The organism is Limimaricola pyoseonensis (assembly GCF_900102015.1).
GTDB classification, from domain to species: Bacteria; Pseudomonadota; Alphaproteobacteria; order Rhodobacterales; family Rhodobacteraceae; genus Limimaricola; species Limimaricola pyoseonensis.
Map to the genome: position 1 here is coordinate 138697 of NZ_FNAT01000007.1, position 23944 is coordinate 162640.

Sequence of the window (23944 nt, forward strand, 5' to 3'; positions counted from 1 at the left end):
CGGGCAGGGCTATGCCCCAGAGCCGAAGGAGACCGCCATGCCGCACCGCCTGAACACCGCCGATCCCGATTTCGAGGCCCGCTTCTCCGCGCTTCTGACCATGAAGCGCGAGGACAGCCCCGACGTGGACGACACCGTGGCGGCGATCATCGCCGACGTTCGAGCCCGCGGCGACCTCGCGCTGACGGATTACACCGCCCGCTTCGACCGGCTGCAGCTCACCCCCGAGCGGCTGCGCTTCACGCCCGAGGAGATCGAGGCGGAGTGCGCCAAGGTCTCGGACGAGGACCGCGCCGCTCTGGAACTCGCCGCCGAGCGCATCCGCGCCTACCACGCCCGGCAGATGCCGCGCGACGACAGCTGGACCGACGAGACCGGCGCGATGCTGGGCTGGCGCTGGACGGCCGTGGCGGCGGCGGGGCTCTACGTACCCGGCGGGCTCGCCTCCTACCCGTCCTCGGTGTTGATGAACGCGGTTCCGGCCAAGGTCGCCGGGGTCGAGCGGCTCGCGGTGGTGGTGCCGACGCCCGACGGCGTCGCCAACCCGCTGGTGCTGATGGCCTGCCGCATCGCCGGGGTGGACGAGATCTACCGCATCGGCGGCGCGCAGGCGATCGCGGCGCTGGCCTACGGCACCGAGAGCATCGCCGCCGTTGACAAGATCACCGGCCCCGGCAACGCCTATGTCGCCGCCGCCAAGCGCCGGGTCTTCGGCCGCGTCGGCATCGACATGATCGCCGGGCCGTCGGAGATCCTCGTCATCGCCGATGCCGACAACGACCCCGACTGGGTGGCGCTCGACCTGCTGAGCCAGGCCGAGCACGACGAGAGCGCGCAGTCGATCCTGATCACCGACGATGCGGGCTTCGGCGACAAGGTGGCCGAGGCGGTCGAGCGGCGGCTCGAGACGCTGGAGCGCCGCGCCATCGCCGGCGCGAGCTGGCGCGACTTCGGCGCGGTGGTGGTGGTGCGCGACCTCGACGAGGCGGCGGCATTGGCCGACCGGATCGCCGCCGAGCATCTCGAGCTCTGCGTCGCCGGCCCCGAGGCGCTGGCCGCGAAGATCACCCATGCCGGGGCGATCTTCCTCGGGCACTGGACGCCCGAGGCGATCGGTGACTACATTTCGGGGCCGAACCACGTCCTGCCTACGGCGCGGTCGGCGCGGTTCTCGTCTGGCCTCTCGGTGATGGATTTCCTCAAGCGCACGACATTGTCGAAGATGACGCCCGACGCTCTGGCCGCGATCGGCCCGGCCGGCGAGCGCATCGCCCGCGCCGAGAGCCTCGAGGCGCACGCGCTGTCGCTGAAGGCCCGGCTCGACCGGCTGAACCGGACCGCCGGGTGACCCGCATCGCGCATATCCGGCTCGACGATGACGGGCTGCCGCCGCCGACGCCCGAGATCGAGCAGGAGCGGCGGGTGGCGATCTTCGACCTGCTGGAGGAGAACAGCTTCGCGCTGCCCGAGCGCGACGGGCGCGCGGTGCCGGGGCCCTACAATCTCGGCCTCGCGATCCGCGAGAAGCGGCTGGTCTTCGACGTCGCGACCGAGACCGGCGAGGCGGCGGCCGAGTTCCATCTTTCGCTCGGGCCGTTCCGGCAGGTGGTGAAGGATTACTTCCAGATCTGCGAAAGCTACTACGACGCGGTGAAGACGCTGCCGCCGAGCCAGATCGAGACCATCGACATGGCGCGGCGCGGCATCCACAACGAGGGCGCGCGGGTTCTGCAGGAGCGGCTGGAGGGCAAGGCCGAGCTCGACACCGACACCGCGCGACGGCTCTTCACCCTGATCTGCGTGTTGCATTTCGGGGTCTGATGATGGAGCCGGCCGCCGCATTGCAGCCTCTCCCGCAATCGGTGCTCTTCTGCTGCGACCACAACGCTGTGCGCTCGCCCATGGCCGAGGGCATCATGAAGAAGTTCTACGGCACCGACTGCTACATCCAGTCGGTCGGCGTGAAGAACGACCTCGAGATCGACGGCTTCGCCATCGCGGTCTGCGCCGAGATCGGCGTCGAGCTGCACCGCCACCGCTCGCGCAGCTTCGACGAGATGGAGCAATGGGGCGACGATCTCAGCTCCTTCGACCTCGTGCTGGCGCTGTCGCCGGCCAGCCAGCGCCGCGCGCTCGACCTGACCACGCATTACCATCTCGACGTGGAGTACTGGCCGGTGCTCGACCCCACGGGGCTGGGCGAGGGGCGCGAGGAGCGGCTCAGGAGCTACCGCCAGACCCGCGACATGATCGTGGAGCGGCTGATCGCGCGCTGGGGCCCGCCGCGCGGCTGACGCGAAAAGGCCGCCCCGTGGGGCGGCCTTCCAAAATGTCGTCGCAATCCGCGAAGATTACTGCTCGACCTCTTCCATCGATTCGAGCTGCTCCTCGGTCGCTTCGATGAAGACGCGCACCTCGCCCGCCTCGGAGCGCAGCATGGTCATCTGGTCGAAGGCGATCGAGACCGGCTTCTCGCCGATGCCGAGGAAGCCGCCGACCTCGACGATCACGTTCTCGATCTGGCCGTCGGCATCAACCATGATGTCGCCGATGTCGCCGATCCGCTCGTCATTGACGCCGTAGACCGTGCTGCCCTCGAGATCGCTGACGGTGATCTCGTTGGCCGGGACCATCGCGAAGCCCTCACGCTCGACCGCGGGGCCAGCGCTCTCGACCATTTCGGTCTCCATGGTCTCGGCCTCGGCCATCTCGCCCTCGACCTCGGCGGCCATGCCCTCGGCGGCGGCCTCGGCTTCGGCGGCCTCCTCGGTCATCTCGGCCTCGGCCTCCTCGGCGGCGCCTTCGACCATCGCCTCGGCCTCGGCAGCTTCCTCGGTCACCTCGGCCTCGGCTTCGGCGGCCATGTCCTCGGCGGCGGCTTCGGCTTCGGCGGCCTCTTCGGTCGCTTCGGCCTCGAGCGGCTCCTCGGTCTCCATCTCGGCTTCGGCCTCGTCCATCGCCGCGGCGGGCTCGGCCTCGTTGAAGGTGACCACGGGCTCGCCGGTCTGGACCATCTCGATCATCGGCTCGCCGGCCTGGGTGAACTCGATCACCGGCTCGGCGCTCTCGAAGCGGATGTTCGGCTCGGCGCGCTGCACCTGCACGTTGGCGCTCTGGGCGTCGCGCTCTTCCTCGTAGGTCACGGTCGGCTCGGTGGTCGACAGCTGCACCTCGGCGTTCTCGACCGAGCGGGCCTCGCCCGGCTCGGCGCCGGCCTCGTAGGTCTCGCCGGTGGCGCGGTCGGTCACCTGCACGCCGCCCTCGGAGCCCTCGGGGGCGCGCTGAAGCTCGAGCTCGACGCGCGGGCGCGGCTGGGTCACGGAAACGATCGGATCAGCCTGGCGCACCTCGACCGAGGGCTGGGCGTTGGCCACGTCGACGCCCGGCTCGGGCATGGTGATGATGATCTCGGGGGCCGGCTGCTCGATGCGGATGGTCGGCTGCGGCATGTCCATGGTGATGGTCGCCGGGGCCTGGCGGATCAGGATGTCGGCCTGGCCTTCCTGCACGGTCACGTCGGGCGTGGCGTTCGACACCATCACGTCGGTCTGGCCGCTCTCGACGTTCACCTGCGGCGCCTGCTGGTCGAGATAGACCATGCCCTCGATCACCACCTCGTCCTCGAGGCGGACCGTGGCGGTCTCGGTCTCGGCCAGCTCGGCCTCGTCCTCGGATTCGACGGCCTCCCGCTCGACGTCGACGGCGACAAGCTGCTCGAGCTCGACATAGACCACAGCGCATTCGGCATCGTTCTCGGCCGCGATCAGCTCGTTGATCTGGTCTTCGGTCATGCCGGATTCGGTCGGCACGCCTTCGGCCATCTGCTCCTGCAGCAGCAGTTCGAGGTCGGAACAGGTGGCGTCCGCGTCCTGCGCCGCGGCCATCCCGGCCATCGGCAGCGTCAGGGCGGTGGTGACGAGCAGCCGTGTCATCCGCATTTTCATGAGATCGTCTCCCGTGTATGCTTCGCTTCGGCGGCACAACGGCGCACGCACGTCCCCGTTCCGTACAACCTGCACGAAATCTTGAATCGCGCAGGGAGGACGGCTTCGCCCATGAAAGGCGCGGCTGGCGCGCGAAGAGGCGCGCAGCCGCGCGCCCAAAACTGTCTTTGCCCTTGAAAATCTGGCCCGGAGAGCGCATCTAGCCGGCATCAGCCCGCGATCGCGCGGGCCCCACCGACTGGAGTGACCATGGCCAAGGAAGAACTGCTCGAATTTCCCGGCGTCGTGAAGGAACTCCTGCCGAACGCGACGTTCAGGGTCGAGCTGGAAAACGGCCATGAGATCATCGCGCACACGGCAGGCAAGCTTCGCAAGAACCGGATTCGCGTCCTCGCCGGCGACCGGGTGCAGGTCGAGATGACCCCCTACGATCTGACCAAGGGTCGGATCAACTATCGCTTCCGCTGACCGCGAGATGAGCGCGCAGCCGCCCGATGCCGGGCTGAGACTGGTGCTCGGCTCGGCTTCGCCGCGCCGGCGCGAGCTGCTCGCCCAGATCGGCCTCGTGCCGCAGGACGTGCGCCCCCCCGACATCGACGAGACGCCGCGCCACGGCGAGCTGCCGCGCGCCTATGCCCGGCGCATCGCCGAGCAGAAGGCGCGCGCCGTCACGCTCGACGAGGGCGAGGTGCTGCTCTGCGCCGACACCACCGTCGCGCTGGGGCGCCGCATCATGGGCAAGCCCGTGGATGCCGCCCAGGCGGCTTCCTTCCTGCACCTGCTGTCGGGGCGTCGCCACACCGTCATCACCGCCGTCGCGGTGCGCCGGGGCGAGCGGCTCTGGACGCGCGAGGTCGAGACCGCGGTGAAGATGAAGCGGCTGTCGAACCCCGAGGTCAACGCCTATCTCGCCACCGGCGACTGGCAGGGCAAGGCCGGCGGCTATGCCATCCAGGGGCCGGCCGGGGCCTTCATCCCCTGGATCAACGGATCGTTCACCGGCGTGGTCGGCCTGCCGCTGGCCGAGGCCGCCGGTCTTCTCACCGCCGCCGGATACCCCGTTCACGGAGCCACCGCATGAAGGGACGCCGCATCGTTCTCGACCATCTCGAGGGGCGCGAGGCCGCTGCTCTGATGGTCGACGGCCAGCTCGATGACATCCTGATCGACGAGGGCGACGCGCCGCGTCCCGGCGCGATCTACCGCGCGATCTGCGACCGGCCGCTGAAGGGGCAGGGCGGCATGATGGTGCGCCTGCCCGGCGGCTCGGGCTTCCTGCGCCACGGCAAGGGCCTCCGCCCGGGCCAGGCGATCCTGGTGCAGGTCACCGGCGTGGCCGAGGACGGCAAGGCGGTGCCGCTGACCGACCGGGTGTTGTTCAAGAGCCGCTACGCCATCGTCACGCCGCAGGCGCCGGGGCTCAACATCTCGCGCCAGATCGCCGAGGAAGAAGAGCGCGCCCGGCTGCGGATCCTCGCCGAGGAGGGCATGGAGGGCGCGGGCGGCGATCTGGGGCTGATCCTGCGCTCGGCCTGCGCCGGCGCGGAGGAGGACGAGATCGTCGAGGACATCGCCGCCATGCGCGATCTCGCCGAGGCGGTGATCGGCGACGCCGAGGGCCGCGAGCCCGAGGCGCTGACCGAGGGCGACGGGCCGCATGTGCTGGCCTGGCGCGAATGGCGCGCGGGCGACGTGGTGACCGAGCCCGGCGGGTTCGAACGCGAAGGCGTGCTCGACGGGCTCGAGGCGCTCAGATCCCCGCGCATCGCCACGGGCGACGGCACTATCTTCGTCGAGCCGACCCGGGCGCTGGTCGCGGTCGACGTCAACACCGGCGGCGACACCACGCCGGCGGCGGCCCTGAAGGCCAACCTCGCCGCGGCCCGCATCCTGCCGCGCGCCTTGCGGCTGCGCGGCCTCGGGGGCCAGGTCGTGGTGGATTTCGCGCCGATGTCGAAGGCGCATCGCAAGCAGCTGGAACAGTCGCTGAAGGCGGCCTTCCGCGCCGACCCGGTCGAGACCTCGCTCGTCGGCTGGACCACGATGGGCCTGTTCGAACTGCAGCGCAAGCGCGAGCGCCCGGAGCTCATGCACCTGCTGGGGCGGCTGTGATGGCCTGCCCGATCTGCGGCAAGCCGGGCGTCGAGACCTACCGCCCCTTCTGCTCGAAGCGCTGCGCCGACATCGACCTCGGCAAGTGGCTGGGCGGCGCCTACGCCGTGCCCTCGCACGACCCGGAGGATGCCGAGCAGGCGGCCGAAGAGGCCGCGCGGCAGGCCGATCGGGACGAGGGTAAACCGCACTGAGGGTGACCTCGGGTTTTCTTCGCGAAACCCTCTGGACACCCCCGCACGGCTCGCCTAGAAGGCCCACACCCGATGGGAGCCGACGCTTCCATCCCCGTGCCCGGGTAGCTCAGGGGTAGAGCAGTGGATTGAAAATCCTCGTGTCGGTGGTTCGATTCCGCCCCCGGGCACCATTATCTCGGTCTCACCAGATGCTGGGTTTCGATACCGGTCAGGGCTCTGCTCCTCGACACGCTCGGCGCGTCTCCAACGGGAGGCGCGCTGCCCGAAGCCAGCCGCATTGTGATACCCCCACCGCGACATCTCGCGCTCCCGCCGGGGCGCCGGATGCCACCCCACTGTCGCGACCTCGCGTGCAATTCCCGAGGTCCGTGTGACGCCACTGGTCGCCTCGACGGACGGCCCGATTGCGCACTCGTTCCGTTACCCGTTTCCTGCGCCGTCGCTTTGACGCCGTGACGGAAGGTGGGTCACTAACCAGATTCTAGGAGTGCGGGCCTCGATAGACCCCTCCGAACCGAAAGCCAAAGATATCATGACAACCAAGACTATTTCCCAGCACGACAGCCTCACCATTTCGCGCAGCATCGCCGACGTGGACGTGGTGCTTTCACTGCTGCGTCGACAGGCCGACATTCTGCGCGTGCGCCATGCGCTCGATGCCGCGACGCGCACTATTTCCGCTTGCAGCCAGAAGGTCTCGAGCTCGCTGGCTCTGACACAGATGGCTTTGGCTCACGCGGATCTCGCGGCATTGCGGGATAGCGGCAACTTCGATGCCCTCGCCCTGTCGCGCATTCTGCAAAGGCTGCGTGAGACCGTTCGGCGGCTTCGTGGGGAAACTGATCCAGCCTTGACAGGCGCCTAACAGCTAGACGCCGGAGAACGGTCACTACCGCCGTCGCTCTGGCCCATTTAGCCGTTCGCCGCCGGCCTGACATCCTTCGGCAGGAAACGGATTTCCAGCGCGGGCGGCCAGGCATTCGTGAGAGCTTCACCGGCTTCGAGGAAGTCTTTCAGTTCCGCGCAGCGGTCCTCATTCACCAAGATTGCCGGCGTGCGGCCACCGAACCGTGCGAGCCGCTTGCTGTGATACCAGGACCATGTGTCGGTGGCCGAGCGGGTCCAAGGCCGGATGACACACAGGATGCAGTGGAGGTCTTTCAGGTGCCTTTGGGTCGGCGCGGTGCGCATGAGGTCGAAGACGTCCACGCCGAGCGCACGCGCAAGGATCTTGGCGTTCACCTCGCCGGCAGGGTCGATGCAGTGGTCTAATAGGAGGCCGTTGGGCATGGCAGTGCTCCATTCGGGCTGGTCGGACAGTGGCCAGTCGTGGGGTCAAGCGGGCACGGATCGCAGGCGGGCACAGAAAGCTCGATCGGAGGGGAGAACGCATCTTCGGAGAGCCAAGGGAGGAGTAACTCTGCCAGACGCGCCCTCAGATCAGGCCAATGTCGCAACTGGTTTACGCATGGTCATGCGCGCCAATTGTATCGCTGAAAATTCTTGTCAAGCTGTGGATGTCCTTTTGCTGCCAGTGGTTGGCGGCGCTGGTAAGGGTTCACGCCTCGGGTGTGCTGCCGTCGGACTTTGTCGAAGTCGACGAAGAGGCCTGAATTCACGTGTTGGATCGGCTCTGTTGCGCAGAACGGGTGATGGCCGACGTGCGCCTTTCCCCAGACGGATTTATCCTACGGCCGCTGTCACAGGTATGCCGAGCGCGGTGAAGCCGTTGAGCACGGCGATGCGGATCTGGATCTCGGCGACCTGACGGTCGAAGTCCCAAGCCATGAAGCTTTGGCCCAGCAGCTTCACACAGTGCATCTTCGTCTCGATGCGGCTCCGGTGGTGATACCCACTCCAATGGCGCCACAGGGACCGGCCCAGATACTTTGAAGCTCTGAGGGCTTCGTTGCGGGCGATCGCCCCAGCGGTGACGGGCTTCCAAGGCTTCGCGTTTTGCGCGGCGGGATGACCACATGCGCCCTCCGATCAGCGACGGCGTCATGGCACTTGCGCATATCGTAGGCGCCGTCTGTCGTGATCGAGTCGATGTCCTGGTTGCTGGGGATCTGGTTCAGCAGTTCAGGAAGCATGGGGGCATTACCGGTCCGGCTGTCCGTGATCTCGACAGCCCGAACCTCCAGCGCGTCTTCGTCGATCCCGAGGAGGATCTTGCGCCACAGGCGTCGCTTTGGCCCGCCGTGCTTTCGTGCGTGCCATTCGCCTTCCCCTCGGCCTTGATCCCATTCGGCATCGTCCTCGGACCGATGGCGGACAATGCCTCATTGTCGATCAGAAAATGCAGCGGGCCTGGTGAGCCGCGACAGGGGATATCCACGGCCAACGTCTTCTGGCGTCGGCACGAGGTGCTGAGGTCCGGCACCAACCAGTCCAGGCCGATCATCTGCAAAAGGCTCTCGACGAAGCCCTTGTCTGGCGGAGCGCCAGGCCGAACAGCGATTTCATCGTCAGGCAGACCTGAATGGCGGCGTCGCTATAGCTCTGATGGCGACCCCTCTTGCCATTCGGGGGCGGCGTCCAGACCATGTCGGGATCGAACCAGATCGTCAGGGAGCCACGCTTCTTCAGCGCCGCGTTATAATCAGACCAGTTCCTGGTCTTGTAGCTCGGCGGCTTGGGTCTGCGGCTCATGCGTGCCCGCTACCATGCTGGATTTCGGAGATGAATCCCGTCAGTCCGTTAGCGCGACAGAGTCGTCTGTCTCCAAAGTTGGACAGACTCTACCTCAAACTGGAGGGAGGAACAGGGTCTCAGGTCACCATTCTTGAGGAACCCGTGGCTCACGATATGGTGCGCCCGCTGGCGCTGCGGCGCCGCACAGCTCGGTCATAGCGTTCACATGTGCGAGGTCGTGCTTCGCATGCGCGATCTGCGTCTTGTAGGCCTTGATCTACCAGCGGATATCGGCGCGTTTCTGCGTCAGCGTCTGTATGATCAGGAACTCGGCCATACCATCATTGCAGCGAACTCCGCCGGCTCGACCCATCCGGCAAGTTGGCGCATTTGCTACCTAAGACCGAGTGTCTGGGATCTGCGCTGTTCTCGTCGCTGGCTGAGATCCGAGGGCAGATCCGGGCTGGCCGGCAAGGTTGCAATCACTGCCGCCCATACTCCGGCACGGGAACACACTGCTGGTCGGGTTCATGGCGGAGGAGGGGGCGACACTGCGAGCCGCATGGCCTCGGAAACAACCCAAGAGCTACTGGACTCTCTAAAAGAGAACCGGTGCCCATGTCGCGTGGTGAGGCAGGGACACGTGCATCTGGCTACTCTTGCGCAAAAATACCACTTGAATAGGCGGTTTTGAGAAGAAAATCGAATCTACCCTTGCGTGTTTTGTAGAGATAAATGCTATTGCCGAAAAGTATAACAGCACCTAGGGAAGGTTGGGGCGATATTATGTCAACAGTGCAGCCGGGGGCAATCTCGCTTCTTTCCGGACTAGGCGGCGACGCCGGGTTTGGCGAAAACATACTTCCCGCCAATGATGACCTGTCCACTTCTCAAATCGACCTGAGCCCCATCTTCGAGGACGGCATCAATTTCTTCGGGAACGTCTACCGGGGCGTATGGATCAACAACAACGGCAGCATCACCTTCGATGCGCCACGCGCCGCCTTCACGCCCGACGTGATCACCGGCATCAGCAACAACCCCGAGATCACACCGTTCTTCGGGGACGTTGATACGCGCGGTGACGCCGTCGGTGCGACGGCGGGCGGCAATTCCACCGGGTCCAACTTAGTCTACTACGACTTCAACGAAGTCACGGATCAGTTCATCGTCACCTGGGACGATGTCGGCTACTATGAGATGCGCACGGACAAGTTGAACGCGTTCCAGTTGATCCTGACCGATCAGGGCAACGGCGATTTCGATATCGAGTTCCGCTACGAAGACATCAACTGGACGACCGGTGAGGCAAGCGGCGGGATCGACGGGCTGGGGGGCGAAGTGGCTCGCGCCGGGTATACCGCCGGGACCGGCGCGGACGGCACGTTTTTTGAACTGCCCGCCTCCGGCAATCAGGATGCGATCCTGGCGCTCGACGAAACCGAGGGAAACACCGGCCTGACGGGCCGTTGGAAGTTTCCTGTCCGCAATGGCGGAATCGTCGAATCCATCGTGCCGCTGCTCTCCGATGACGTGACCGGAGCATGGACCACCGGCGACCCGCACCTCTCTACCTTGGATGGCGTGAACTACGACTTCCATGCGGCCGGTGAGTATATCCTGCTGCGAGATGCCGATGGCGGGGATTTCGCCATTCAGGCACGCATGACCCCGGTGGGCGAGAATGCCAGCGTGAACGCGGCCGTAGCGACCAATCTGAGCGGAAGATCCGTGATGATTGACGGCACGGATCCGGTCCCGCTTTCGATCGATGGCGTGCCGGTCGAAGTGAGCGACTTCTCCTTTGTGCAGGTCGGAAATGATCGGGTCTACCGCGAAGGCGACACCTATATCGCCGTCTACGCCGGAGAAGATGGCGAGGTCGGAAATGGCGACAGCCAGCTGCGCGTGACGGTGTTCGACGGCCGCGTCGATATCGATATCCGGCTTAATACGTCGCTGCTCGGCCGGCTGGAGGGACTGCTCGGGGATGGTGACGGCAACCAGACCAACGATGTTGCTCTGGCCGATGGAACCCCGCTCGCGCGGCCTTTCGCCTTCGAAGACCTTTATGGCCAGTATCGAACAGATTGGCGGGTTGCCGACGAAAGCGAATCCCTCTTTGCCTACGACGACGGTGAAAGCCCTTCGGGATTCTACCTCGAGGACTACCCTGGCGAACTGGTCACGCTGGACATGCTCGATGCCGAGGTGCGCGCCGCATCCGAGCAGGCGGCACGGAACGCTGGCTTGGTTCCTGGAACCGCCAGCTTCGACAACGCGGTTCTGGACTTCGCCCTGACGAACGATCCCTCGTTCCTAGTCTCCGCGCTGAACACGCCCGAAGAGAACGAGAGCGTGGAAAGGATCTTGGGGACCGGGGCAGCAGACCTGCTGACCGGCGGCGCGGATGTCAGTGCGGTGTTCGGCCGGGCTGGCGACGACATCCTGATCGGCAACGATGGTGCGGACCGCCTGTTCGGCGAGGAGGGCGATGACCTTCTGATCGGCGGGTCCGTGCGGGATGTCTCGACGCAGGACGATGCGCGGATCTACCGCCTCTACGAGGCGACTCTCGGGCGGGCTCCAGACACGGCGGGCTTCGAGAACTGGACCGATCGGCTGGCCTCGGGCGAGATGCAGCTGAGCGAGATCGTCTCGGGCTTCGTGCGCAGCCGCGAGTTCCAGAACACCTATGGTTCGCTCGACGACCAGGGCTTCGTGTCGCTGCTTTATAACAATGTGCTCGATCGGGCGCCCGACCAGACGGGTTTGAACAACTGGACGGCCCGGCTGGAGGACGGCATGAGCCGCGAACGCGTCGTGCTGGGCTTCTCGGAAAGCGCCGAGTTCAAGATCCAGACCAATGCCGGCGCCTTCGCCTATTCCGACAGCGGTGTTGCTGCTCCTCATGCTGATGACGTCTATCGGCTCTACCGGGCGACGCTGGGAAGGGAGCCCGACTTCGCTGGTCTTGAAAATTGGGCCGGGCGCCTCGGGGCCGGGACCGATTTCCTCGCCGTGACCGGTGGCTTCGTGAACTCCCGGGAGTTCCAGAACACCTATGGTGATCTCGGCAATGCCGAGTTCGTCAGCCTGCTCTACAACAACGTCCTTGGCCGCAGCGCCGATGCGGCCGGCCTCGAGAACTGGACCACCCGCCTGGACGATGGAATGACCCGCGAAGCGGTCGTGCGCGGCTTCTCGCAGAGCCGTGAGTTCGTCATCGGCACGGAGGACGAGTTCCGCTCTTATATGGCAGCGGTCGAAGGGGACACGTTCCGCGGGGGCGCCGGAGACGACCTGATCTATGGCGGGCTGGGGGCCGATACTTTCATCTTCGGGGCGGCGGATGCTGGGCGCGACCGTGTGCTGCAGCTCGACGCATGGGATACGCTGTCCTTCACCGGTTTCGGCTACAGTGATGCGTCCGAGGCCGTGGCCAACATGCAGAGCACCGGGCAGGATACCGTGTTCAGCCATGACGACGTCTCGATCACGTTCATGCGGACGGAGATTGGTCTCTTTGAAGATTTGAACATCCTGGTGTGAGACGTGGTCAGGGCAATTCCGGGGGAATTGCCCTGACCAAAATTCGAGAAACTGGACGGACGATCGTTCGGACGGGTCGCCTGCCTATGGCGCAAGGTGGGCGCATCCCGCCTGCGCTGGTTGCTGGTGATCAGCCCGTTATCACAGCCAACCTCCTGAACAGAGCTCCGGCCCGGAGCCGCGATGCTCACCGCTCCAGAGTTCGCGATGGGGTCGGCGAAGCCGAAATGCGCTGGCCCAGCCGGGTCTGCCTGAGCGTCTCGACTAGCATCGCGGTCAGGATGCTGAAGGCCGGGAGGCCGTTTGCGGCGGCCGAGCCGGTTTCGGCCAGGTTCGAACCCCGACATCTTCGCGGCCGGGCGCCCGTCGGCGTGGCACTTCGACGAGGCAAGCGGCCAGCGGAGCCCTCGAGGTGGAGCTGATCGACAGCCAGAACCAGTCGACCCTGCTGAGGGGCATCTTCATCGCCGAGCGCGACTGACCACTCAAAACGATCGGCGGGGCGGCATTTCTCGCCCCGCCTGACAAGGAAGCATAACATGAAGAACGCCCTCCTAATCGCCGCCCTAGCCGCTGCTGCTCCCTCCGCCCTTGCGGCGGACGCGCTTAAGCATCGCTGGGAAAGCGCCATGGTTTCCGGCTCCAATCGGCTGGCCGTCTACTCCGTCCTGCAGGCGCGGCCGCGCGGTAGCGAAAAGTTCGTCGGCTCCTTCATGCGCAGCGATGGCCTACTGCATAAGAAGGGGCAGGGCGCCCAGCGCATCCGGGGCTTCGTAGCCGCCAAGCCGCTTGTCGAGCACGATCGCAACATTAACAGCGGCATCCCTGCCGAGAGCATCACGCTTGGCGGTCTGGAGTTTATCATCGACGAGAACGACCGGGCGAAGGAGGGCTTTCTTCTCGGTGGTCAACTCATAGCTGGCGCCGACTACAGCGTCGCCAAGGGCCACGTTCTCTCCTTCGGCGGCCAGCTGGCCTACCAGTATTCCTTCGAGCACGACCTCGACAAGAAATACGCCGGCGCCAACAACTGCCTGGCCTCGCATGTCTCGCAGTGGAACTGGATCGACAGCTGCCTCGGCGTGCGGGTTCTCGATCAGGGCTCGAAGCTGGAGGAAGCCTATGCTTCGCTGGGCTACAGCCAGATGTTCTCCTCCTCCTTCGCGGAGCACGAGATCAAGCTCGAGGCCCAGCAGGCGTTCCGAGAGGACTACGACAAGCTTACCGCCGGCGTGGCGCTGATCAGCGCGATCGAGGAAGTGGGCGCTCTCGGCCTGTCCTTCCGCCTAGGTGAAGAGATCGAGGGCGAGCACACCACGCTGGCCGATGGCTCCGTCTCGCTGACGCGGCCGGCTTTTGATCGCCTCACCACGGTGGGCCTTTCGCATCGCTACATGGCGGGCGGTCAGTTCTTCGGCGAGGACCGCGAGGATCACGTGACCACGCTGTCGCTCTCCACCGAACTGACCGATCTCTTCTCCGTCAGCCTGGATTACGAGTATACCGCTTCGACGGCCGATCTTTACGATGATGAAAGCTTCTCGATTGGCTTAATTTTCCCTAGTTTCAAATTTTAGAAGGAAGAAAAATGATTACTATTATTTCCTTAAATTGACTGGCAGATGTATTTATAAATTTCAAGCTATAAATTAAATATAGAATTGCGGGTGGCGCTTGCGATTCTGGTAAAATCGATCGGCCCCCTATTTTCAATATATTTACACAGTGGCGCCGTGGAAAGCTCCTGAGGGAAATAACTGGGCAGTCGGTTTGATTTTTCGTGCATTACCAAGCGTAAGGATGCATTCGTTTTCTAGGTTTTCTCTTGAGCGGGAAGCCGCGAGCGGTTCTAGTGCTACTGCAATTTTGACCTCCCTGAGGTATTGCGCAATACAAATAAAGTTAGAAAGATACTTTCATGCGAAGATCTAGCCCGGTCGCGGTTCTTATTGCTTTGGCTACGACGACCCTTGCCGCCTGTAGTGGCGGAGGTTCAAACACCCTGCCGGACACGTCTCTAGTCGACCCTACTCCTGAACCTGCTTATGAGCCGATCCCAGATCTGCGGTCTGCGCACTATCAGGAATCTCTGGGTCTGGTGGCTGACCAGCCTGCTCAGGTCACTAGCGTATCGGCAATTGATGCCAATGGCGCGAGCCAGCGCGTGGGAAGCGTTTCCCTAGTGACTGGGTCCGACCGGGATGGCGCGAAATACGCGACTGATACGGTCGAACTCGCCGTGTCCTGGGACGGCTCCGATGACACGGATTACATCCAGGTGCCGGTTGGCGACGAGTTCTTCAAGAATGGATCCACCACGGTGGTGGAAGATCAGGATCAATACGGCAACCGCATCCTGATCGTCGAGAACGAGTCCATGGGGCGGCGCCTGTATCTGCCTCCCGAGGGCTCCGATGTTTTCGTCGGCGCCCTGAGTTCGAACCACGACGAGAATTTCGTGACCCATGCGATATTCGGCCGCGAAACACTGGCCGAAGAGATCGCGAACGTGAAGGACGGCTTCCGTTTCCAGGGGTGGGCCGAAGCTTCCGTCGTGGCGACCGATGCCGATGGAGGTCCCGGTCGCTCGGGTACCTATCGCGGCGCTTCCGGCGGTCATGTGGATTTCGTCAACGGGGACTTCGGCCTTGCCGCGACGCTGAGGCAAAACCCGGAGAGCCGGGAGTCGTTCGGCGTGCAGGCGTGGGGCACGGTGACTGCCGATGGTGAGCTGATCGACACGGAGGCGGCCTTTATCAACGCCCGCCGTGACGGCGAACAGTTCGAAGGGGTCTTCGACGGCCAGGTGTACGGCCCCGAGGCGACCCATGTCGGGGGCACCTTCTCGGGCAACATCGACGATGAAATGGGGTCGGCCAGCATCGTTGGTCAGATGCTGCTCGGGCGTTAGCGCTGACCTGACAAGATCAGGTGGGCGGGATGAGAGTCTCGCCCGCTAAGGAGCCGCTCTTGCGCAAGTCTGGGTGTGTCAGATCATCAATGTCTCCAAAACAGAATGCGTTGAAAGCAAGGCCAGTATCCATTCTTCTTCCAAAGAAGGATGCAGACAGTGGACTCGTGGCCAAGGGTGTCTGTGAGCCTTTCTGGCGCTTCAGACGGCCTGCCATGACACGAGCACCCCGGCCCGAAGCGCGGCCACGTCGTAAGCGAATAGAGTGATGCCTACCACCTCGATCAGCTAGCTCACTATGTGCGCTCAAGTCCCGCGCTAGAGTTCACACCCGCCGGGCATTCCGACAGCACGCAACGTGCGTAGGGGCGGGATCACCAAGACGGGACGGTGGTCTCGCGCGCCGCACTTTAGTCGAAGGTGTGGGGAGCGATCAGATGCAGGCGCAGTGTTTGTCCCAGTTTGTTCTTCGCCAGAGCCTGACCGATTGTAGCAATTTCCGACATGGTCGTCCCCCTATGTGGATTGTTGCAAACCCACCTTTGCGCACCGATGCCGTCGGGGGGCGGTCACATCATCAACGCCTATTGCATTGACCCCGTTGCAGCGATCGAACATGCAATGATCTAAAGCAGGGGTGGGGCTTTTATTAAGTTGGGCGGCAACGGTGCTTAGAAATATCGAGCCGTCCAGCTCCTTGACCAGCTGGTTTTCGGTTTTTACTCGCATCTCCTACGTAGTAGTTGGAGTGCCGCCTTTATTTGCTGGGCCAGTTGTGCCGACTGACCCAGCTGCTAGCTAAGACATCTTAGCGCGACATAATCATTTGGCCGGCGATGTTGGTCGAGCCCGTGCCGCCGGAGAAGGTGCCGCCGATGTCGTCGGCATTCGAACCGAAGAGCTGGCCCTCGAATGCTCCATCGACCCGGCCGCCATCAGCCAGCAGGCCGTTTGCGATCATCAGGCCTTCCATCTCGCCGCCATCGGACATCATGCCGTTCGAGGTAACGCTGATCTCGTTGTCGGCGTCGCTGCGCAAGCTGGCACTCACCGAGAAGGAGCCGGTCTCGAAGTCGATCGTGCCCTGCGAGGTGCCGCGATAGTTGCTCTCGACCGAGCCGCCGAGCACAGAGGCTTCCGACAGTCCGCTGAAGCTGGCCGTGCCGGTCTGCCGGGCGACGTCGGCCATCTCGGTCTCGATGCCGAATACGGCATGCGCGACCATGTCGTCATCGTCGTAGCTGGTCGAGAAGGCACCCATCCGCATGGGCGATCCGTCGGCGGGGATGTAGAAACGCCGCCCCATGAACTCGTGCTCGGCGATCAGCATCCGTTTCCCGTCGCCGAGAATGGCTTCACCGACGATGGTAATGCCTTCCGCGACGAACTCTTCCCCGATGGCAGCGTGGAGATAGGCCTCGGCACGGTCAATGAAGGAGTCGTCCTTGGGATCCACGGCCAGCTCGGCGACATCGACGTCGTACATGTAGCCATGATCGCGAGAGCCGGCCGGAACCAGAGCGATGCTGCCGGTACGCTGTTCCGGGCCATCCCGATCCGAGATCACGGCGAGGCTCGAGACCTCGGTGCTCTGGTTGTAGCTCATGCCGACCGTGGTCTCATAGTGCGGGTCGCTCATGCCCGGAATCGAGGTGTTGTTGGGCACGTCGGGAGCACCGGGCGTGTCGGGCAAAGTGTTGGGTTGACCCGAGCTGCCGCCGCAGGCCGCCAGTGCGGTGAGCGCGATAAGGGCGATGGAGTAATTTTGGCGCATTTTTTTTATCTTCGGAGCCTTCCTATCATTCGTGCCCTCGAGATCGTTCAAATCACGGGGTCAAAGCTGGGCGCCACATATTGCGGTCCCCTAAAAGTGCATAAGGCCCCTTCTAGGCCACGAGCTGATACAACTCAGGCGGTTTTAACAGGATTGCTATACGTCATGGCAAGCGCTTAAAGGCGGGCTCTTGTCAGGCTACTCCGCTTCGATCTGTCCATCATGTGTGGCGCTTATTACGTGGGCGCCTAGATCTTGTAATGCGGGCGCTCAGAAAGACAAGATAAGGCCGATGCCACTGGTGTGCTGGCACGTGACTCCGCGGCGCTGGTGACGTGCAGGGCGTGCTCTCGGCGCAGTAGCGCGGGTCCGGGGCTACATCCCCGGTTCATGACGGTTACAAGGTTGTGCGTTTCCGCACGCTTTCACGTAGGGGTGGCCTCATGTGAGGCCCTTGATTTTTCTAGGACTTCATGCCCTGACTGTCGCGCAACCCCAGGGCGAATGAGGTGCATGTGGCTGGCAGCGCGTTAACACCTTTGCAGTTCCCAATGCGGTTTGTGCGCGGAACCGGCAGGCCATGAGCAGCTGAGTTAAGCCAAGGAATCGGACATTGTCCGTTCCAAAACGTCCGCCCCGTCTTGTGCGAGGCGAGCGGCCGAACAGGGCCTGTCTCTTCGATACGAACGCCGTGACATGTCGCGTCTCCACCGTGGCGGCGCGCCTCATTCGATTTCTCGCCGCGCCTGGTGATCGACCAGAGGCGAACGCAACGCCGCATGGCAACTCTGCTGGGCTGCCCCTCCGGTTGTCTCGATCGCCGGTGTTTCCAAGAATGGCGGCTTCGCGCCTCTTGCCAAGCGCGAAGCCGTCCTTTCAGTACCGGACGAGAGTGCCGTGCCGGTCGATATGGATTGTCGGCCCCGCGTTGGAAATCATGCCGATATCAGCCTGAATCCTGCCGGGGAGGTCGTCGACGCCTTGCCTCGCGTGGCTGTCGGTCGTGATGCGGAGCAGATCCATGATCGGAGATTTCGACCGTTGCAAGACATGGGCAAATGCGAGCCGAGCGGGTGATATGGTCTTGGCGAAAAGTATCATGGCTACGCTCTCCTCAAACGGTTGGGGGTAAGTCGTGGTCGCGCCCCGTCGAGATGGGCCGGGGCAGCGGCAGATCCGCCAGCTCCCGGGGTCCTAGATCCTTCAGCGCGGGGTGATCGAGCGGTTCCGGTGGCAGGTCCGCGATGCGTTCGGACCGGGCGACCATCGAGATACGAAGGTGTGAAAGGCGGATGCGTCGAGAATTCATAGTTATGCTCCGTTGATCTGGGACATCCATGGCCGGGGTCCCGAAGCGGGTGGGCATTCTCCGGTCACCCGCCCGGGCACCGGGTGAATTTCCCTGCCCATCAAAGCCGTCGCCGTTTCGCGCAGCGGGGCGGCGGTCGAAGGGGGGGGCCGCAAATCGTGGTCTCCGTGTCAGGCCTGCCAGGCGCGGCAGTGCATCACCGGGCGTCTCGATCCCGTCGTGACCTGCCATGGCCGGTGGTCCCTCGTGGTGTGAGGATCGGGCGGTGCGGGCGTTCAGCCCGTGCGCGCCCTGGGCGAGCCAGCGGGCGCAGCTCCGGCCGAGTTCGGTCAGCGCGCGCCGCTCGTAGCGGGCGCAGTCCTCGGCGATCAGTGCGTCGTGCCAGCGACCGTTGGTGCCCTTGTGAATGAAGTCGCCGGCCCCGCCGTCCCAGCAGATGCCGCTGAGCGGCGCGGCGCGGTCGGCATGGCTCTTCATCCAGGCGAAGCTCGAATGCTCCAGTACGCGCTGCATCGTCACGTCGTCGACCCGGATGTCGAGGAACCGGGCGATCCGGTCGACCTCGCCGGGCAGGTCCGCCTTTAGATCGGCGTAGTGCAGCAGCAGCACGTTCGGCAGGTCGCGGATCGCCCACCAGCTGCGGATGTTCTCCCAGTAAGGCCAGAAGGGGTGACCGTCACCGTCGAGCCAGTCGAGGAAATAGGCGCGCGGATCGGGGCGGGGCAGGCCGATCGGCGGGCCGAACCGGCCCGGCGTGTCGTTAAGCAGCTGGTACCACAACGCGTTGGCGCGGCTGTGATGGTTGTGCAGCGACCAGGCCACGTCGCGGCCGTCGCGCGCGATGTAGATGTATTTAGCCTTGGGCGAGACGACGAGCGCGTCCACCGGCAGGTGGGTCTTGACGAAGCGGCGATGCGTCTGTGCCGCCAGCAGGCCGAGCTTGGCCGACTTCTCGGGCACGCGCAGGTCGAGCCAGGGCGACAGATCGGCGACCCGGATCGCGGGGTCGCCGCCGAACACCAGCTGGCCGACGATCTGCTGCGTCCATGTGGTGCCCGACTTGGCGTAGGAGGCGATGACGATATCGCCCTCGCGGAACGTGAACTCGTCCCAGACGGTCGAGTCGAAATGGTGATTGCGGATGTCGCGGGTCTTGCGGGGCCAGGCGAAGCGAGCGGCCATCTTCGGTCCTTTCGGCAGGTCCCGCGCAACCGGGCAGCCGGGGCGCGGGGGCAGGGAGCGGAACCGGCGGACGACGCCCGACCAGTAGCCTCAGTCCTACGCCCGGACCCGGGCTCACGGCAGTTCAGTGGTGGCTCGGAGAACCTTGAAAGATTGCTCAGAAGCGGATGCTCGGAGGGCCGCCCGAGGGCCAAATGCAGGCTCGCAGTGCGGTTATGATTCCGGTAAGATTTGCGCGACCGTCTTGCCCCCCAGAGGTCTTGCCGCGAGTCGCGTCATGCCGAGCGCCGGAGCCCCCGCAGACCCCATCGCCGCCGAACCCGGACTGCTGCCCGAGGCGCAGGCCTTGGTCGAAGCCTTCTGCCAGCACGGCGCAAGCATCATTCTCGGCGTGACCGGCCTGTTGGACCGCCCGCTCGCCGGCGTGGCGCTGGGCTGCACGGTGATCGGGCCGGAGCGGGTCCGAGTGCTGCTGTCGCGGCCCTCGAACTCGGAACTGCTACTCGGGCTAATGCGCGACAGCCGGATCGCCCTGACCGTTTCCGAGGTGCCGACGCATCGCTCGATCCAGATCAAGGGCGACGGCGCAGTGCTGCTCGCGGCGCAGCCCGAGGACCTGCGCGTCGCCACGCGCCAGCTCCGCGCCTTTCGCGACCAACTGATCGACGCCGAATACGGCGAGGCCTTCGCCACGGCCTATTGCAGCTTCGACCCGACCGAGGCGGTGGCGGTGGAGTTCGTACCCTGCGCGGCCTTCACCCAGACCCCCGGCCCGAAGGCCGGCGAGCGGCTGGAGGAGGCCGCGCGGTGACCACGCTCGACCAGATCCGCAACTGCCTCGAAGGGGTGGTTCCCGCCTTCCTCGCCACCGCCGACGGTGAGGGAACGCCAAACGTCTCCGAGATCTCACAGGTCCACTACGTCGATCCCGGCCATGTCGCGCTGTCCTACCAGTTCTTCAACAAGACCCGCCGCAACGTGCTCGCGACCAGGGCCGCCTCGGTGATCGTCATCGATCCCGACAGCAATGCCCAGTACCGGCTCGACCTCGACTACGAGGAGACCCGGACCAGCGGCCCGCTGTTCGAGGCGATGCGCGCCAAGCTCGCCGGGATCGCCTCGCACAGCCGCATGGAAGCGGTCTTCCGGCTGCTCGGCTCGGACATCTACGAGGTCCGCGCCATCGAGCCCCTGCCGTCGCGCCGGCTCGAGGTGGTGCGGCCCTGCAATCCGCTCAGCGCCGCGCGGCGGGCCGCGGCGGAGCTCGCGACGGCGGACGAGGCCGGGCCGCTGCTCGACCGGTTCCTCAAGGCGCTCGAGCGGCAGATGGGGATCGGCCATTCCATGGTGCTGATGCTCGACCCTTCCGCCGGGCGGCTCTTCACTGTCGCATCGCATGGCTACCCGACGACCGGGATCGGCTTCGAGGTCGTTCTCGGGCAGGGCGTGATCGGGGTCGCCGCCGCGGAGGGCGTGCCGATCCGCATCGGCCATCTCGCCGCCGAATACAGCTATGGTGAGGCGGTGCGCTCGGCCGCTGGGCTTGACGAGGATGCGGTGCCGCTCGCGTCGATCCCCTATCCGGGCCTCGAGGCCCCGCTCAGCCAGATCGCGCTGCCTCTCAGGCCGATGGGCGAGACGGTCGGCGTGCTCTTCGCTGAGTCGCCGCAGCGCAACCGGTTCGGCTATGACGACGAGGACGCGCTACAACTGGTGGCGCAGAGCCTTGGCATGCGGCTGCTGCTGGAACGGCATGATGCGCAGGAGGCGGCCGCGCCGTGCCCGACGGAGATCACGGAATGCACGGGGCCGCTGCGGCTGCGCCATTACCGCTTCGATGACACGGTCTTCGTCGACGGGGCCTACCTCATCAAGGGCGTGGCCGGGGCGATCTTCTGGAAGCTGGCGACCGAGCACGCCACGACCGGGCGGACCGAGTTCTCCAACCGCGAGCTGCGGCTCGACGCCGCGCTGAAACTGCCGGCGCATTTCGACAACCTGGAATCGCGACTGTTGCTGCTGCAGAGGCGTCTCGCCGAGCGCGGCGGCTGCATTCAGATCCAGCGGTCGGGCCGGGGCCGCTTCCGCTTCGACGTCGCCGGCACGCTGGCCCTAGAAGAGTTCTGAGCGGGGTCGGGCAGCGTTAAGAAACATTTCAGATTTCCGGAGCAATCACTTCCGATGAGCGGATGCGGGTTTCGGCGTATCTCGGGTCGAGACCGCCCGCAGCCGTCGCGCGGGCCGAACGGAGACCCGCACCGATGTCCGCTCCATTCCTCGCAGGATCCCGCCGCGGCGGCGCGACGCTGGGCGCGGCGCTGGCCCTCTCGGCCATGCTCGCCGCGCTGGCCGAGCCGGTCCGGCCCTCCTTCGGCGAGGCCGTGCCGCCCGACCTGTTCGCGACCGGGCTCTATGCCGACCCCGCGACGCGCAGCGTCGACCCGGCGCATCTGGCCTTCTCGCCGCAATACCCGCTTTGGACCGACGGCGCGGCGAAGCGGCGCTGGATCTCGCTGCCGCCGGGCACGCGGATCAACGCCTCCGACCCCGACCGCTGGCTGTTTCCAGCGGGCACGCGGTTCTGGAAGGAGTTCGCCTTCGACGGCCAGCCGGTCGAGACCCGCTATATGGAGCATCTCGGCGAGGGGCGCTGGGTCTTCGCGGCCTATGAATGGAGCGCCGACGGGCAGGACGCGCCGCTCGCCCCCGAGCGCGGCCGGGCCGGGGCCTGGCCGCTTCAGGGCGGGCGCGCGCATGCGATCCCGGGCCGCTCGGACTGCCGGGTCTGCCACGGCAGCGGGCCGGCCCCGGTCCTTGGCTTCTCGGCGCTGCAGCTCTCGCCGGACCGCGACCCGGCGGCGCCGCATGCCGAGCCGTTGCCCGCGGGCGCGGTGGACCTCGCGGCGCTGGTGGAGCGCGGGCTGGTCGAGGGCGTTCCGGCGGGCCTCGCGCCGCGCATCCCGGCCGCGGACCCGGTCGAGCGCGCGGCGCTGGGTTATCTGCACGCAAATTGCGGACATTGCCACGACGATCGCGGCGCGCTCGCCGATCTTGGCTTCGACCTCGCCCATGGCTTGGACGACGCGACCCCCGCCGTGCGCGCCACCGCATTCGGCGTGACGCTGAAGGACCCGCCCGCCGGGCTGCCCGAGGGCGTCGGGCTGCGCATCGCGCCCGGTGCGCCCGAGGCCAGCGCGCTGCTGCACCGGGCGGGCTCGCGCGACCGGCTGCTGCAGATGCCGCCGCTCGGCACCGCTCTCGTCGACGAGGAGGCCCTCGCGCTGCTAGCGCGATGGATCGCCAACCAACCCCGCGCGGAGGACCCCGCGCCGCACATCGAAGGAGACCTCAGATGATGTTCCTCAAAGCCGTCGCCACAATGTTTCTCGGGCTCAGCTTCATCCTGCTTGTGGCGCTCACTAGCAACGGCCTCGTGGCTCAGCAGGTCGACCCGGTGGCCCGCGGCGAGTACCTCGTGAACACCTCGGGCTGCCATGACTGCCACACCCCCTGGGCTTTGGGGGCGAACGGGCCCGAGCCTGACATGAGCCGCGCGCTGTCGGGGCATCCGGCGGATCTGCAGGTCGACGCGCAGCCCGAGCTGTCCGAGGCCTGGGTCTGGGCCGGTAACCCGACCAACACCGCCTATGCCGGGCCGTGGGGTGTCAGCTTCACCGCCAACCTGACCCCCGACCCGGAAACCGGGGTGCTGCGCGACATGAGCGAGGCGCAGTTCGTCGACACGATCCGCAATGGACGGCACAAGGGGCAGGGACGGCCGATCCTGCCGCCGATGCCCTGGCCGGCCTATCGCAACATGACGGACGAGGATCTGGGCGCCATCTACGCCTATCTCAAGCAAGTACCCTCGATCCGCAACGCCGTGCCCGAGCCCTTGGCCCCTGTCCAGTAGGGCAGTGGGTTCCCGGGTCCGACAACAGCCCGGTGCGCGAGCGCCGGGCCTGTTCCTTGTCGGGGCATCCTCCAACCCGACCATCGATGATGTCCCGAAGTTTCAGTGAGTGTGCACGCTGCGATCCGTGAAGTAGTTATTGGCCGTGATCGACTGGAGCGGGCCGTTGAGTAGAACGCAGCGGGGCATGCGGCAGCGGTTAGAGTGTTCGTTTCTTACGCGCGGGGGACCCGGCATCAGTCATATAGACAGGTTGCTAGAGAAACGAGGCCATGATTTCCCTTTGGTCACCCGAACCGGACGTGTGTGTGTAGGCTTGGGGAGGGTCTTGGCGAGCGCGCTAGTGAGTGGCGTGACAGCCAGGACCCCTATTAACCACTAGCTTGTTAGTCTGGGTTTTCGCGCCGCAAGGAGGA

20 protein-coding genes, 1 tRNA gene and 1 pseudogene are annotated in these 23944 nt (G+C 65.3%); 16 read left to right on the forward strand and 6 right to left on the reverse strand.

Features of this window, described 5'->3' with window-relative positions:
• The first annotated feature begins 37 nt into the window (after nucleotides 1–37).
• From hisD to BLT43_RS14650, 3 genes are read left to right on the forward strand one after another with little or no spacing between them, the layout of a single operon-like run.
• The gene (gene hisD, locus BLT43_RS14640; RefSeq protein ID WP_090114018.1) at nucleotides 38–1348 is read left to right on the forward strand and encodes a histidinol dehydrogenase; all 1311 of its coding nucleotides are present in this window, start codon (nucleotides 38–40) and stop codon (nucleotides 1346–1348) included.
• Complete coding sequence (locus BLT43_RS14645; protein WP_090114020.1) at nucleotides 1345–1821, forward strand: UPF0262 family protein; 477 nt, start codon at nucleotides 1345–1347, stop codon at nucleotides 1819–1821. The genes hisD and BLT43_RS14645 overlap by 4 nt, the downstream gene beginning before the upstream one ends.
• A gap of 2 nt (nucleotides 1822–1823) precedes the next feature.
• Nucleotides 1824–2294 carry an arsenate-mycothiol transferase ArsC gene (locus tag BLT43_RS14650; RefSeq protein ID WP_090114023.1) on the forward strand — a complete coding sequence of 157 codons (471 nt, stop codon included), beginning with the start codon at nucleotides 1824–1826 and terminating at the stop codon, nucleotides 2292–2294.
• 57 nt (nucleotides 2295–2351) lie between these two features.
• On the opposite strand, the gene BLT43_RS14655 is transcribed toward BLT43_RS14650, so the two are convergent.
• Complete coding sequence (locus BLT43_RS14655; protein ID WP_131802660.1) at nucleotides 2352–3932, reverse strand: PRC-barrel domain-containing protein; 1581 nt, start codon at nucleotides 3930–3932, stop codon at nucleotides 2352–2354.
• A gap of 261 nt (nucleotides 3933–4193) precedes the next feature.
• Between BLT43_RS14655 and infA the strand changes: the two genes are divergently transcribed.
• The 6 genes from infA (at nucleotide 4194) to BLT43_RS14685 (ending at nucleotide 7118) form a co-directional block, all read left to right on the forward strand.
• The gene (infA, locus tag BLT43_RS14660; RefSeq protein ID WP_018300988.1) at nucleotides 4194–4412 is read left to right on the forward strand and encodes a translation initiation factor IF-1; all 219 of its coding nucleotides are present in this window, start codon (nucleotides 4194–4196) and stop codon (nucleotides 4410–4412) included.
• A 7-nt stretch (nucleotides 4413–4419) separates the two neighbouring features.
• Nucleotides 4420–5025: a Maf family protein gene (locus tag BLT43_RS14665; RefSeq protein ID WP_090114027.1), complete on the forward strand. Its 606-nt coding sequence runs from the start codon at nucleotides 4420–4422 to the stop codon at nucleotides 5023–5025.
• Nucleotides 5022–6056, forward strand: coding sequence for a ribonuclease E/G (locus BLT43_RS14670; protein ID WP_090114029.1), 1035 nt, complete (start codon nucleotides 5022–5024; stop codon nucleotides 6054–6056). Before BLT43_RS14665 ends, BLT43_RS14670 begins: the two co-directional genes overlap by 4 nt.
• Nucleotides 6056–6250, forward strand: a complete 195-nt coding sequence (locus tag BLT43_RS14675) for a DNA gyrase inhibitor YacG (RefSeq protein WP_090114031.1) — start codon at nucleotides 6056–6058, stop codon at nucleotides 6248–6250. The genes BLT43_RS14670 and BLT43_RS14675 overlap by 1 nt, the downstream gene beginning before the upstream one ends.
• A gap of 98 nt (nucleotides 6251–6348) precedes the next feature.
• Nucleotides 6349–6423, forward strand: a tRNA-Phe gene (locus BLT43_RS14680).
• A gap of 362 nt (nucleotides 6424–6785) precedes the next feature.
• Nucleotides 6786–7118, forward strand: coding sequence for a hypothetical protein (locus BLT43_RS14685; protein ID WP_090114033.1), 333 nt, complete (start codon nucleotides 6786–6788; stop codon nucleotides 7116–7118).
• Nucleotides 7119–7165: 47 nt separating this feature from the next.
• On the opposite strand, the gene BLT43_RS14690 is transcribed toward BLT43_RS14685, so the two are convergent.
• Entirely contained in the window at nucleotides 7166–7543 is a 378-nt protein-coding gene (locus tag BLT43_RS14690; protein WP_090114035.1) for a hypothetical protein, read from the reverse strand.
• 393 nt (nucleotides 7544–7936) lie between these two features.
• Nucleotides 7937–8905, reverse strand: a pseudogene (locus tag BLT43_RS14695) (IS5 family transposase).
• A gap of 768 nt (nucleotides 8906–9673) precedes the next feature.
• Here BLT43_RS14695 and BLT43_RS14700 point away from each other — a divergent pair.
• The 3 genes from BLT43_RS14700 to BLT43_RS14715 all read left to right on the forward strand — a co-directional run bounded on the left by BLT43_RS14700 (nucleotide 9674) and on the right by BLT43_RS14715 (nucleotide 15350).
• Nucleotides 9674–12439: a DUF4214 domain-containing protein gene (locus tag BLT43_RS14700; protein WP_165612628.1), complete on the forward strand. Its 2766-nt coding sequence runs from the start codon at nucleotides 9674–9676 to the stop codon at nucleotides 12437–12439.
• A 539-nt stretch (nucleotides 12440–12978) separates the two neighbouring features.
• Entirely contained in the window at nucleotides 12979–14016 is a 1038-nt protein-coding gene (locus tag BLT43_RS14710) for a hypothetical protein (RefSeq protein ID WP_090114041.1), read from the forward strand.
• 521 nt (nucleotides 14017–14537) lie between these two features.
• Entirely contained in the window at nucleotides 14538–15350 is an 813-nt protein-coding gene (locus BLT43_RS14715) for a hypothetical protein (protein WP_131802661.1), read from the forward strand.
• A gap of 808 nt (nucleotides 15351–16158) precedes the next feature.
• Here the strand turns inward: BLT43_RS14715 and BLT43_RS14720 are convergent.
• From BLT43_RS14720 to BLT43_RS14730, 3 genes are all read right to left on the reverse strand, one after another.
• The gene (locus BLT43_RS14720) at nucleotides 16159–17124 is read right to left on the reverse strand and encodes a hypothetical protein (protein ID WP_131802662.1); all 966 of its coding nucleotides are present in this window, start codon (nucleotides 17122–17124) and stop codon (nucleotides 16159–16161) included.
• Nucleotides 17125–18000: 876 nt separating this feature from the next.
• Nucleotides 18001–18225: a hypothetical protein gene (locus BLT43_RS14725; RefSeq protein ID WP_090114046.1), complete on the reverse strand. Its 225-nt coding sequence runs from the start codon at nucleotides 18223–18225 to the stop codon at nucleotides 18001–18003.
• 13 nt (nucleotides 18226–18238) lie between these two features.
• Nucleotides 18239–19615 (reverse strand): sulfotransferase domain-containing protein, encoded by a 1377-nt coding sequence (locus BLT43_RS14730; RefSeq protein WP_090114048.1) that lies wholly within the window; start codon nucleotides 19613–19615, stop codon nucleotides 18239–18241.
• A 277-nt stretch (nucleotides 19616–19892) separates the two neighbouring features.
• Here BLT43_RS14730 and BLT43_RS19190 point away from each other — a divergent pair, with 277 nt between their 5' ends.
• From BLT43_RS19190 to BLT43_RS14750, 4 genes are all read left to right on the forward strand, one after another.
• Nucleotides 19893–20426 (forward strand): hypothetical protein, encoded by a 534-nt coding sequence (locus BLT43_RS19190; protein ID WP_090114050.1) that lies wholly within the window; start codon nucleotides 19893–19895, stop codon nucleotides 20424–20426.
• A complete protein-coding gene (locus BLT43_RS14740) occupies nucleotides 20423–21742 on the forward strand; it encodes a GAF domain-containing protein (protein WP_090114051.1) in 1320 nt (439 codons plus the stop codon). The genes BLT43_RS19190 and BLT43_RS14740 overlap by 4 nt, the downstream gene beginning before the upstream one ends.
• 134 nt (nucleotides 21743–21876) lie before the next feature.
• The gene (locus BLT43_RS14745) at nucleotides 21877–22971 is read left to right on the forward strand and encodes a hypothetical protein (protein ID WP_090114052.1); all 1095 of its coding nucleotides are present in this window, start codon (nucleotides 21877–21879) and stop codon (nucleotides 22969–22971) included.
• A complete protein-coding gene (locus tag BLT43_RS14750) occupies nucleotides 22968–23528 on the forward strand; it encodes a c-type cytochrome (protein ID WP_207497580.1) in 561 nt (186 codons plus the stop codon). Before BLT43_RS14745 ends, BLT43_RS14750 begins: the two co-directional genes overlap by 4 nt.
• The last annotated feature ends 416 nt before the right edge of the window (nucleotides 23529–23944 follow it).